This window comes from Enterobacter cloacae complex sp. GF14B, assembly GCF_004136805.1.
Classification (GTDB): Bacteria; Pseudomonadota; Gammaproteobacteria; order Enterobacterales; family Enterobacteriaceae; genus Enterobacter; species Enterobacter hormaechei_C.
Window position 1 is genome coordinate 1 of the sequence record NZ_QFRV01000015.1, and the last position, 12,231, is coordinate 12,231.

General features: G+C 56.3%; 11 protein-coding genes. 4 read left to right on the plus strand and 7 right to left on the minus strand.

Annotated features, from left to right (window positions below; all coding sequences use genetic code 11):
* From DD606_RS07615 to DD606_RS07630, 4 genes are all read right to left on the minus strand, one after another.
* Nucleotides 1–805: TolC family protein (locus DD606_RS07615; RefSeq protein WP_139158312.1), on the minus strand; the 805-nt coding region annotated here is incomplete at its 3' end.
* Entirely contained in the window at nucleotides 805–3,915 is a 3,111-nt protein-coding gene (locus DD606_RS07620; RefSeq protein ID WP_129258483.1) for an efflux RND transporter permease subunit, read from the minus strand. The genes DD606_RS07615 and DD606_RS07620, both read right to left, overlap by 1 nt.
* Nucleotides 3,915–5,036, minus strand: coding sequence for an efflux RND transporter periplasmic adaptor subunit (locus DD606_RS07625; protein ID WP_022650108.1), 1,122 nt, complete (start codon nucleotides 5,034–5,036; stop codon nucleotides 3,915–3,917). The genes DD606_RS07620 and DD606_RS07625 overlap by 1 nt, the downstream gene beginning before the upstream one ends.
* A gap of 147 nt (nucleotides 5,037–5,183) precedes the next feature.
* A complete protein-coding gene (locus DD606_RS07630) occupies nucleotides 5,184–5,753 on the minus strand; it encodes a TetR/AcrR family transcriptional regulator (RefSeq protein ID WP_022646570.1) in 570 nt (189 codons plus the stop codon).
* Between the two features lie 185 nt (nucleotides 5,754–5,938).
* On the opposite strand from DD606_RS07630, the gene DD606_RS07635 reads away from it, so the two are divergent.
* A complete protein-coding gene (locus DD606_RS07635) occupies nucleotides 5,939–6,358 on the plus strand; it encodes a GNAT family N-acetyltransferase (protein ID WP_063855635.1) in 420 nt (139 codons plus the stop codon).
* Here DD606_RS07635 and DD606_RS07640 read toward each other — a convergent pair.
* Nucleotides 6,355–7,002 carry a TetR/AcrR family transcriptional regulator gene (locus DD606_RS07640; RefSeq protein WP_003861018.1) on the minus strand — a complete coding sequence of 216 codons (648 nt, stop codon included), beginning with the start codon at nucleotides 7,000–7,002 and terminating at the stop codon, nucleotides 6,355–6,357. The two genes, DD606_RS07635 and DD606_RS07640, sit on opposite strands and share 4 nt — an antisense overlap.
* Before the next feature lie 93 nt (nucleotides 7,003–7,095).
* Between DD606_RS07640 and DD606_RS07645 the strand changes: the two genes are divergently transcribed.
* On the plus strand, nucleotides 7,096–8,580 hold the full coding sequence (locus tag DD606_RS07645) for an MDR family MFS transporter (RefSeq protein WP_255573090.1): 1,485 nt from the start codon (nucleotides 7,096–7,098) through the stop codon (nucleotides 8,578–8,580).
* A gap of 229 nt (nucleotides 8,581–8,809) precedes the next feature.
* Complete coding sequence (gene nlpA, locus DD606_RS07650) at nucleotides 8,810–9,610, plus strand: lipoprotein NlpA (protein ID WP_255573091.1); 801 nt, start codon at nucleotides 8,810–8,812, stop codon at nucleotides 9,608–9,610.
* 33 nt (nucleotides 9,611–9,643) lie between these two features.
* Here nlpA and DD606_RS07655 read toward each other — a convergent pair whose 3' ends face one another.
* On the minus strand, nucleotides 9,644–10,324 hold the full coding sequence (locus tag DD606_RS07655; protein WP_023315105.1) for an EAL domain-containing protein: 681 nt from the start codon (nucleotides 10,322–10,324) through the stop codon (nucleotides 9,644–9,646).
* Between the two features lie 76 nt (nucleotides 10,325–10,400).
* Nucleotides 10,401–11,021, minus strand: a complete 621-nt coding sequence (locus tag DD606_RS07660; protein WP_015570093.1) for a LuxR C-terminal-related transcriptional regulator — start codon at nucleotides 11,019–11,021, stop codon at nucleotides 10,401–10,403.
* Between the two features lie 570 nt (nucleotides 11,022–11,591).
* Here DD606_RS07660 and DD606_RS07665 point away from each other — a divergent pair.
* Complete coding sequence (locus DD606_RS07665; RefSeq protein WP_129258495.1) at nucleotides 11,592–12,227, plus strand: LuxR C-terminal-related transcriptional regulator; 636 nt, start codon at nucleotides 11,592–11,594, stop codon at nucleotides 12,225–12,227.
* Nucleotides 12,228–12,231: the final 4 nt, after the last annotated feature.

The following is a 12,231-nucleotide window of genomic DNA, read 5'->3' on the forward strand; positions in this document are numbered from 1 at the left end:
AGCTGACGCCCGCCGGGATCAGCGTGATGGCGTTGTCGCTCAGGCTCTCCAGCGTGCCGGGTAGCAGGTTCTCGGGCACCGTATCGCCCGCCAGCAGGTTGAGAGCGTTTTTGTCCTGCATCACCAGCGTCTGGTAGCTCGCCACGCTGGCGCGCGCCTGCTGGTAAACCGCCATCGCTTCACTGACGTCCGTTGCCGCTGCCACGCCTACTTCCTGCTGGCGCTTCACAATCTTGAGTGAGTTTGCGGCGCTCTCCAGGGTGGACTTCGCCAGCGCCAGATTGCTGTTATCCGCCGCCAGCGTCACCCAGGCCGTGGTCAGCTCGCTGACCATCGTCAGGCGCGTGTTCTGCGCGGTGAATTCGCTGGCAAGCCAGGTTTCACGCGCGGCACGCGACAGGCTCTGGTTGCGGCCAAACAGATCCAGTTCGAAGCTGGAGACCGCGCCGTTGGCTTCGTCACTTGTCGCGACACCGCTCGCCAGCGTGCGGCTGCGGGTGTGGCTCAGTTCCGCGTCCACCGTCGGGAACAGGGACGAGCGCGTTTCGCCATACTGGGCACGGGCGGCGTCGATATCCGCAATCGCTTTTTGCACGTCGCGGTTGCTGTTGAGCGCCATCGTCACCACGCTTTTCAACCGCGCATCATTCATCACCTGCTGCCACTGGCTCACCACGGCGTTGGCTTCGCCATGGGCGCCCGGCAACGTCGTCGGGACGGGGGCGTCCGGGCGCTGATACGTGGGATCTAATGACACACAGCCCGCGCTCAGCAGCGCTAACGTTAATACGGTTACACGAAACATTATGACCTCCGGTTTGCGTGCTTACCGGAGAACAGACGTTTCACCAGTACAAAGAATAAAGGAACAAAGAAGATGGCCAGCAGCGTCGCGGCCAGCGTCCCGCCGATAATACCGGTACCGATCGCCACGCGGCTGTTGGCCCCGGCGCCGGTGGCAATCGCCAGCGGCGTCACGCCTGCGATAAACGCCAGCGAGGTCATGATGATCGGACGCAGACGCGTCTGGGCGGCCCGCAGGGCGGCGCGCGTCAGGGAGTAACCTTCTGCGACTTTGGCTTCGGCAAACTCGACAATCAGGATGGCGTTCTTCGACGACAGGCCGATGGTGGTGAGTAGCGCCACCTGGAAGTAGACGTCATTACTCAAGCCGCGCAGGGAGGCCGCAAGCGCCGCACCCAGCACCCCAAGCGGGATCACCAGGATGACCGAAATCGGCACCGACCAGCTCTCATACAGCGCCGCCAGGCACAGGAACACCACGAGAATGGAAAGGGCATAGAGGCTCATCGCCTGACCGCTTGCCAGTTTTTCCTGCAAAGACAAACCGCTCCACGCCCAGGTGCTGCCGGACGGCAGGCTGTTTGCCAGCTGCTCCATTTTGCTCATCGCCGTGCCGGAGCTCGCGCCGCTGGCGTTTTCGCCCTGTATCTCATACGCCGCCGAGCCGTTGTAGCGCACCAGGCTTTCCGGGCCATACTCCCAGCGGGTGGTGGCGAAGGCGGAGAACGGGGTCATGGTGCTGTCGCTGCCGCGCACATACCACTTGTTGAGATCCGACGGCACGGCGCGATAGTCGCTGTCGCCCTGGATGTAGACCTTTTTCACGCGGCCGCGATCGATAAAGTCGTTCACGTAGGTCCCGCCCCAGGCGCTGGAGAGGGTGTCGGTGACGTCGCTCAGGGACAGCCCCAGCGACACGGCTTTGTTGTTATCGATATCCACCTGAAGCTGCGGCATCTGCGGCAGATCGTTGGCGCGCACGGCGTGCAGCGAGTTGTCCTGGTTGGCTTCGCCAATCAGCTGGTTACGCAGTTTCAGCAGCGCGTCGCGGTCGGTGCCGCCGCTGGCCATCAGCTCAAAGGTAAAGCCGTTGCTCTGGCCTAAACCATCCACCGCCGGGGGCGTCATGGCGAAAATTGTGGCATCCCGAATGGTGCTCAGCTCCTGCGTGGCGCGCAGGGCAATGGCCTGGGCGGTATTCTCATCGCCTTTGCGCTCTGACCAGTTTTTCAGGGAGACGAACGCCATCCCGGCGTTCTGGCCGCTGCCGCTGAAGCTGAAGCCTTCAATGGTGAAGATCACGTCGGTATTGGCTTTCTCTTTGGTGAGGAACCACTCGCGTACCTGGCGGCTTACCTCGGCGGTACGCACCGCGGTTGCGCCGGCAGGCAGGGTGTACTGCACCATGATTTCACCCTGGTCTTCGGTTGGCAGGAAGCTGCCCGGCAGTTTTAGCATGGCGAACCCCATCGCGCCGCAGAGCAGGGCGTAGATCACCAGCATGCCACCGGAACGGCGCAGGGCGCGCAGCACCTTGTTCTGATAGCCGTGCTCGGTCTTACTGTAGAAGCGGTTAAACGCGCCGAAGAAGCCCTTTTTGTGCGGAGCGGTGTGATTCAGGATCGAGCCGCACAGCGCGGGCGTCAGGGTCAGCGCCACCACCACGGAGAGGAACATCGCCGAAATAATGGTGACCGAGAACTGGCGGTAAATGACCCCGGTAGAGCCGCCGAAGAAGGCCATCGGCAGGAATACCGCAGAGAGCACCAGCGCAATGGCGATCAGCGCGCCGGAAATTTCGCCCATCGATTTTTCGGTCGCTTCCCGGGCGGGCAGCCCTTCGTCGCGCATAATACGCTCGACGTTTTCCACCACCACGATGGCGTCATCCACCAAAAGCCCTATCGCCAGCACCATCGCAAATAGCGTCAGGGTGTTGATGGAGTAACCGAACAGCGCCAGCACGCCGAAGGTGCCCAGCAGCACCACCGGCACCGCCAGCGCCGGGATCAGCGTCGCACGGATGTTTTGCAGGAACAGGTACATCACCACCACCACGAGGATAATGGCTTCGAACAGGGTCTGGATCACGTCCTCAACGGAGATCTTGATGAACTCGGTGCTGTCTTTCGGGTAGGCCACGTCGTAGCCTTCCGGCATCGACTTTTTGAACTCGGCGATCTTATCTTTTACCGCCGTGGCGGTGTTAAGCGCGTTGGCGCCCGGTGAGAGCATCACCGCCATACCCGCCGCCGGGTGGCCGTTCAGCTTCGCGGTGGCGGTGTAATCTTCGCTGCCCATCTCCACGCGCGCGACGTCGCTGATGCGCACCACCGCACCGTTGGACTGGCTCTTGACGATGATCTTTTTGAACTCATCGACCGTTTGCAGACGCGACTGAGCGCGGACGGTGGCGGTCAGCTGTTGGGCGTTCGACGAGGGCAGCGCGCCGATTTTACCGGCGGAAACCTGCACGTTCTGCGCTTCAATCGCGCTCTGCACGTCGGAGGGCATCAGCGAGTACGACGCCAGCTTCGCCGGGTCGAGCCAGATGCGCATCGCGTATTCTGCACCGAACACCTGTAGGCTACCGACGCCATCCACGCGCGCCAGCGGATCCTGCATATTACTCACCAGCCAGTCGGCGATATCCGAGCTGCTGGCGGTGTCGGTTTTGTCATATACGCCCATGATCAGCAGGAAGTTGCTCTGGGATTTTTCGACGGTGATCCCGGACTGCTGCACCTCGGTCGGCAGGCGCGATTCCGCCTGCTGGACTTTGTTCTGCACCTGTACCTGAGCGGTGTCCGGATCGGTTCCCTGTTCAAACGTGACGTTAATACTCACCGACCCGTCCGAGCTGCTGGTGGAGGTGAAGTAGAGCAGGTTATCCAGCCCGGTGAGCTGCTGCTCGATCACCTGCGTCACGCTGTTTTCCAGCGTCTGTGCGGAGGCACCGGTATAGGTGGCGGAGATTTTGATCGACGGCGGAGCCACGTCCGGGTACTGCGCAACGGGCAGCGTGCGGATCGCCAGCATTCCGGCGAGCATGATGAGAATGGCGATAACCCAGGCAAAGACCGGGCGACGCACGAAGAAACGGGAAAACATCAGGCGTTTCCTCCGTTGGTTTTCATCTCTTCAGCTTTCACTTCCTGCCCGGCGGTGACTTTATCGGTGCCTTCCACAATCAGCTTATCGCCAGCCTTCAAACCGCTCAGCACCAGCCATTTGTCGCCGTAGGTGTCACCCGTCTCCAGCTGACGCTGTTCGACCTTGTTGCTGGCGTTCACCACCAGCGCGGTGGCGGTGCCTTTGGCGTCGCGAGTGATGCCCTGCTGCGGGGCGAGGATCGCGTCATTCATGATGCCTTCATCCACTCTGGCGCGGACGAACATGCCCGGCAGAAGCTGATGCTGCGGGTTCGGGAAGACGGCGCGCAGGGTAACTGAGCCGGTAGACTCATCCACCGCCACTTCGGTCAGCGCCAGGCGGCCTTTTTCGCTGTAGCTGCTGCCGTCTTCGAGAATCAACGACACGTTCAGCGTATCGCTGTTGCTGGCGAGGGTTTGCTTGCGTAAACGCAGCAGATCGGCGCTGGAACGGGTTAAATCGACGTACATACTGTCCAGCCCGCGAATGGTGGCCAGCGCGGTATCCTGCTGGGCGGTCACCAGCGCGCCGGGAGTCACAGAGGAGATGCCGATACGTCCGGCAATCGGCGCGGTGACGGTGGTCCAGTTGAGGTTAATGCGGGCGCTTTCCAGCGCGGCTTTCTTTGACTCGACGCTGGCCTTGTCCTGCGCACAGGTGGACTTCGCGTCTTCCGCATCCTGACGTGATACGCCGTCGTCCTTCACCAGCTGCGCATAGCGTCGGGCTTTCTGGCAGTCGGCCTGCACCAGCGCCTGCGCCTGTTTCAGTGCGGCGGCAGCTTCATTATAAGCGGCGCGGTAGCTGGAAGGATCGATCTGATACAGCGCCTGCCCGGCCTTGACCGTATCGCCTTCGGTGAAGAGCCGTTTCTGAATAATGCCGCCCACCTGAGGGCGCACTTCGGCGCTCATCGCGGCGGCGGTGCGGCCGGTCAGCTCGCTAACGACGGACACCGGCTGGCTCATGAGTGTGACAATCCCCACTTCCGGAAGAGGACGTTGAGGAGCAGATGTTTGCGCATTATCGCACCCTGTCAGGAGGAGTAATGCTGCGATGGAGGTTGTTATGGTTTTCATAATCTTTTTCCAGGGTGAACGAAGCCTGCCCTGTTAATCGCTTAACAGGGAGGAGGGCTAATTAAAAGCACAGCGATCCCGCATCTCTGGCAGAGCCAGAAATGAAAAAAGGGAAATTAATTATTTCCGCTAATTATTCACATGCGATTACTTCGCAGAGAAAAGCATATTTAAAATATTCTGGTATATGGGCTCTAATTGTTCTGACGGTACTTTTAAAGGCGTGAGTCGACGGTAAATCGTGCCTTCGATCATCACAGCGGTAATCTCCACGCAGCAGCGAATATGCTCATCGCTCAGGTGGGGGAACTGCTTTTTAAGGTGCTCACAGGCGTTGGCGAACATGCGGGCTTCGGCTTCGATCAGCATGTTTGCCACCAGCGGATTGCGCGTGGCCTCTGCGGACATTTCGAGCATTAGCGCGTCATCATCTTCGTTAAGCGTCTGGCGCCAGGCAAGCGCCTGCGGCATCCCTTCAACCAGGGTTTTGCCCTGCATCTCCTCAATACGTGAGTCGATAATGCGCCGGATCATTTCTTCAATGATCGCGTCTTTGTTACTGAAATAGCGATAGATTTGTCCGACGCTGAGCCTGGCTTCGCTGGCGATCTGCGACATGCTGGCAGCGTGAAATCCACTGGCGCGAAAGCAGCGGCGCGCGGCGGTGATGATTTCGTCCTGCCGTAGTTTTTGTCGTTCTTCCAGCTTTGTGCTCATCGTCGGCTACCGTAAAAAGTGAGAATGATCGTTCTCATTATACGTTTTCGGAGCCTATTGGAAAGGTTTTTTTTATTTACATATTGAATGAATATTTCCTTGTTTAAACAATGGAGGAAATAAGGAGTTTTTATGAAGGTTAAGCTGTGAGATATTCAGATTGCGCTGAAAATAAGGAGAGATTTATGCACCTGAGCATTACAGATAAAGTCACGGCTGAAGAAAAAGAAGAATTATTAACGGGGCTAAGAGCCTATAACGCTCAGTATTTAGATCTGGCGACGTTTAGTGGCGATATTGGCGTATATATGCGAGACGACAATGGCGTCATGCTGGGCGGGTTAATCGGCGTACGGAAAGGCGACTGGCTGAACATCGACTATCTGTGGGTCAGTGACAGCGTGCGGGGTACGGGTGTGGGAAGCCAGCTTATCAAAACGGCTGAAAAGGAGGCCCGTCGCAAAGGCTGTCGTCACGCGCTGGTGGATACGGTCAGCTTCCAGGCGCGTCCGTTCTATGAAAAACAGGGTTATCAGGTGCAGATGTCCTTGCAGGATTACCCTTATCAGGGAATGCAGAGACACTATCTGTCCAAAAATCTTTAACCGCCGATCCCGGTGCCTATCACGGCTAACACGTGGCGCACCACGATCTCCGGCGAGAGGGCGCTAAGCCTCTCGTCATTGCGCATGCGGGAGAACGGCACCAGCACCAGGCTCAGCAGCGTAGTGAACAGCAGTTCGGGGGCCAGCGCCGGATTCAGCTTTCCTTCCTGCTGCCAGCCTTTGATGGTTGCCAGCGTGGTGTGATATTTCTCATCGCCAAAGCGTGCCTGCAAATGGGTGCGCAGTACCGGCATCTCGCCAATCACCTCCTGCATCCACAGCGGGGCAAACCAGCGATACTTTTCCGCCAGTTCGGCCAGCACCCTGACCATTTCCGTCAGGGCATCCACCGGCGAATCCCGGTTGTCGGCGAAAATCGCCCCGATCCGCTCGCGTAACGGCAGGAAGCGCTCCTCAATCATCGCATCCAGCAACTGTTCTCTGGAGTTGAAGTAGTAGTGCAGCATGGCGGGCGTCACGCCTGCTTCGCGGGCAATAGCGTTCAACGACGTATTGGCGATCCCCTGGCGGGAAAAGAGATTCAGGGCGATATCCAGCAGCTGTTCACGGCTGGCGGTAACGCGCTTGCCGCCGCGTGGCCGACCGGGGCGGCGGGGTTCAGAATTGTCCTTTTGTGCTGACATGGTCACCGTATCTCTTGATCTTATTCATCACTTCCACAAATATTAATTATACGATTAATTAATTTCAAGTGATGTCTTATGGAGTCCGACGTAATGACTCAACCTGCGAAAAAGGCGCCGTCGATTAAGCTGCTGTTCAGCGCACTCCTGCTGGTGATGCTGCTCTCGGCGCTGGATCAGACCATTGTTTCCACCGCGCTGCCGACCATCGTGGGTGAGCTGGGCGGGCTGGATAAACTCTCGTGGGTGGTAACGGCCTATATCCTCAGTTCGACCATCGTGGTGCCGCTTTACGGCAAATTCGGCGATCTGTTTGGCCGAAAATTCGTTCTGCAAATCGCGATTGTGCTGTTCCTTGTGGGGTCCGCGCTGTGCGGTCTGGCGCAGAACATGACCCAGCTGGTGCTGATGCGCGCCCTGCAAGGGCTGGGGGGCGGGGGTCTGATGGTGATCAGCATGGCTGCCGTGGCGGACGTGATCCCGCCTGCCGATCGGGGTCGCTATCAGGGGCTGTTTGGCGGCGTGTTTGGCCTGGCGACGGTGATAGGGCCGCTGATCGGCGGGTTTATCGTTCAGCACGCATCCTGGCGCTGGATTTTCTACATCAACCTGCCGCTGGGGCTGTTTGCGCTGCTGGTGATTGGCGCGGTTTTCCACGGCAGCGAGCGGCGCAGCAAGCATGAGATTGATTACCTGGGGGCGATTTACCTCAGCATGGCGTTGCTGTGCATCATTCTGTTTACCACCGAGGGGGGGACGATCCGCCAATGGAGCGACCCGCAGCTGTGGTGCATTCTGGCCTTCGGCCTGACGGGGATCGCCGGGTTTATCTACGAAGAGCGGCTGGCGTGGGAGCCGATTATCCCGCTGTCGCTCTTCCGCGACCGCAGCTTCCTGCTCTGTAGCCTGATCGGTTTTATTATCGGCATGTCGCTGTTTGGCTCCGTCACTTTCCTGCCGCTCTATTTACAGGTGGTAAAAGACGCCACGCCGACGCAGGCCGGTTTGCAGCTCATCCCCCTGATGGGGGGGCTGTTGCTCACCTCCATCATCAGCGGGCGCATCATCAGCCGTACCGGGAAATATCGTCTGTTCCCGATCCTCGGCACGCTGCTCGGCGTGGTGGGGATGATGTTACTGACGCGCATTTCAATCACCTCCCCAACCTGGCAGCTTTACCTGTTTACCGGCGTGCTGGGCATGGGGCTGGGGCTGGTGATGCAGGTGCTGGTGCTGGCGGTGCAAAACAGCGTGTCAGCCGATCAATACGGCGTCGCGACGTCTGGGGTGACGCTGTTCCGCTCCATTGGCGGGGCGATTGGCGTTGCGCTGTTTGGCGCGGTGTTCACCCATATTCTGCAATCAGGTCTGATCGACAGGCTGCCTGAAGGGGCGGAACTGCCGCGTGAACTTAATCCCGTTGCCATACACCATCTGCCTGATGCCCTGCGTCTGGACTATCTGGATGCGTTCGGCTCGGCGATCCATGCGGTGTTCATGCTGGCGGCGGGGATTATGGTGCTGGCGTTTGTGTTGTCGTGGTTTTTGCGCGAAGCGCCGCTGCGTCGGCAGGCGTGAGGTTAGCGGTTCTGCTTGCGCCTGGACTACCGTAGCCTGATGCCCATCGCCCGGTGGCGCTACGCTTACCGGGCCTACACTTCCCCCGTCACGTAGGCCGGGTAAGCGCAGCGCCACCCGGCAACAGGCCGCATATAACTTAACCGTCTTACTGATTCCTTTTCGTTTTTTAGCCTGCCGTCTCGTTGTCGATATAGTCTTCAAAACGTCTTTCAAAAGGAACTGTCTCGTGAAACTTCGAATGGGTGTGCTTCTCCTGACTGGCCTGCTGCTCGCGGGCTGTGACCAGGGCGGCAATGATGCCAGACACATTAAAGTCGGCGTAATCAATGGCGCTGAGCAGGACGTGGCGGAAGTCGCCAAAAAGGTGGCAAAGGAGAAATACGGTCTGGATGTTGAGCTGGTGGGCTTTAGCGGCTCGCTGCTACCCAACGATGCCACCAACCAGGGCGAACTGGACGCCAACGTCTTCCAGCATCGCCCTTTCCTTGCAGAAGATAACAAGGCGCACAATTACAAGCTGGTCGCCGTGGCCAATACCTTCGTCTTCCCGATGGCGGGTTACTCCCGAAAGATTAAATCGGTGTCTGAGCTGAAGGACGGCGCAACCATTGCGATTCCAAACGATCCCACCAACCTTGGTCGCGCGCTGTTGCTGCTGCAAAAAGAGAAGCTGATTACCCTTAAACCGGATGTTGGCCTGCTGCCAACGGCGCTGGATATTACCGCGAACCCGAAAAACTTACAGATTATGGAGCTGGAAGGGGCGCAGCTGCCGCGCGTGCTGGACGATCCGAAAGTGGATGTGGCCATCATCAGTACCACCTATCTCCAGCAAACGGGGCTGTCTCCGGTACACGACAGCGTCTTTATTGAAGACAAAAACTCACCCTATGTGAATATTGTGGTCACGCGTGAAGAGAACAAAGACGCTGAAAACGTGAAGGAATTTATCCAGTCCTATCAGTCGCCGGAAGTGGCGAAAGCGGCAGAGACCCTTTTTAACGGTGGCGCGGTGCCGGGCTGGTAAGCCCCGGTAAAAAGGCCAGCGCTCCGCTGGCCGTCAAAGCGTTACGCGGGCATCGGTTCGGCTTTCGGGCCACAGAAAACCCTGGCCAGACTGTGCGCCGGACGTGCGGGCGCGCGCCAGATCCCGCGAGTTTTCGATGCCTTCGATAAGAATTGATTGCGCGATACCTGTCCTGACCTCCTGCACAAACGGGGCAAGCGGCGCGCGCTCGCGCAGTGCTGAACGGTCAATTTTTACCCCATCCAGCGGTAGCGCAAGCCGCGCGAACGCCTCAGCCAACTCCCGGGTTAAATCGTCCAGCCAGATTTGCCATCCCGCCTCTTTTAACCGAACAAGCGTGGCATGAAGATGACGTTGCTCAGCCTCGCTCAGCCGTGTGATGGTCAGGGGATCCTGAATTTCAATCGTTAACCGCTGCTGATGGCGTAACGCCAGCAACAACCGGATAGCGCGTTCGTCGAGAAGGTGCTCTGCCGGAAGGTTTAGCCAGTAACCGTCCCGGGCGGGTATCTGTAAGAGAGTGTTGGCCTGCCAGAAGAAGATTTGCAGCGCGCTGCGCGAGGGCAGCGAGGCAAACAGCACCTCAAGATTGACGTTACGGATCTCCACAAGCACTTCATGCGCGAACACCTGGCCCGAATGAAGATCGACAAGCGGCTGGAAGCGCAGCCCTGAGATACGTTGCAACAGGGGAGAGGGAAGAACGGTATACATGGAACAGCCTTCAGAAAATGAAAAAAAGGTTCCCGCGGACACGGGAACAAAAGGCAAACGACACACGGTCAAATTCTTAATTCAGGATCCAGCGAATGCTCTGGTAAAACGAGGGGCCACGCACGGCTTTAAGCTTGTTCATGGCGTTGTTCTTATAAAAGTAAACCAGCCTGACGTTACACCCCAGCTGACGGGCGATTTGCTTGGTTTTGAGATTACAGGAATAGCCGCGCAATACGCTGGCCTCCTCGCTGGACAGCCTCGCCGGGGTGCGTAAGCGGGTCGTCATGCCTACATTGTAACGGCCAGACTCTTGCGGCGTCTGGCTCATCAGTATTTGCCACAGCGCTTTGATATCCCCCAGGGAGACTCTTTTACTGATTACCCCATCAACATGTTTAAATTTCAAATAGCCGGCGGATAACGAATAGATATAGATCTTCGCCGTCACTTGTTTCTGTTTAATGCAGAGAATGTCGTCATTTGTCGTCACCCGGAAATGACGCGTATTCAACGGATCATAAATGATGATATCAAAGAGTTGTTCACTCATAGCAAGTTCTTCGATATGGGTAAACCCATGGAAAATAACGTCGTGTTTTTCATCAGGCTCACGCTTTCCAAGCGATTGCAGGCCAATCATCGTGAATTCGCAGCTGTCAACAACGGCAACGTGAATTGTTTTTTTATTTTGCATTGGCATTCTCCTTTCGCTGAGTAAACAGTCCATATAAGAGAAAATGGCGGTTCGCACTCTCTTATTAAAAGAATAGCGAGCACTTTTTTAAATAACGCGATGCGATGGCATCAATGTAAGCCAATACAAACCGTCGAGTAAAGCTGATGCCAATTATTAGAGGAAGATAAAATTGAAAAAGGGTTTTAATGGTATATGCAATTGTTTTAATCTTCTAATAATATTCATGCCAGATTTTTATTCTGTAAATGAGCGGATAATAAGCATTCGACGGTTAATTAATGGGGTTAATCCACCGATTTTTCAGTGGCTTAATGCTATTGCTGTAAGAAAAATTGTGATCGTGGCAGGGTTATCGACAAGGCTTTATCTGCAAGGGGAAACGGCGCGCAGAATAAAATAGAATTTTTTCTATGAATTTAATGTCCTTGTTCAGATTTTTAAGCCTGAGAAGGATAAAATCCTGGCGCGAAGAGGTTGTGAGTGGTGAGTACATAAACTATTATCATTTTCCTCCGGTCACGAGAATTTAGAAAAGACATGAATAATACTGAACGTATCGTAAGGGTAATGGTGTTTTACAAAATAAATATATTTAAAGAGATAATATTCCGGGCGCTCCAGGATCTTTTACCCGATTACGTACTGAACATTACTCAGGTCGATTCCACAGAACAGGCGCTGGCGGCGGTGGCGGATAATAAAGTGGATGTTTTCTTCACTGAATTTAATTATCTGCTTAATCATAAAGAGTGGAGTGCGGAGGTCAGCAGCCGTTTTACATCTTTATGTAAAACCCATCACGTCAGGCGTGTTCTGTTGGTGCCCGAGCTGCCTTACGGGCTGTTAAAAAAAGTTCTGGAGATGAAATTTGAATTAACCATCAGTCAGCAGGATGAATTGACTGAACTGAAAAAGGAATTACCCGCGTTGCTCATGGCGGACGGGCAAAAACCGTCGATCTCTTCGTGGCTCAGGCGGGTAATGCGGTCCGGCTCCCGGGCGCGCTCCATCCTCTCGGCCAGAGAGTGGGAGGTGCTTCATCTTATTGTGGAAGGATTTTCAACGACGGAGATTGCCCGTCATCGAAACCGTTCGGTCAGTACTATTGCGACGCAGAAGCATAATGCGATGAAAAAGCTGAATCTTTCCAACCACAGCGAACTGATTAAGTATGTGCAGACGGTTGGAAAGATGGAGGAATAGTCCA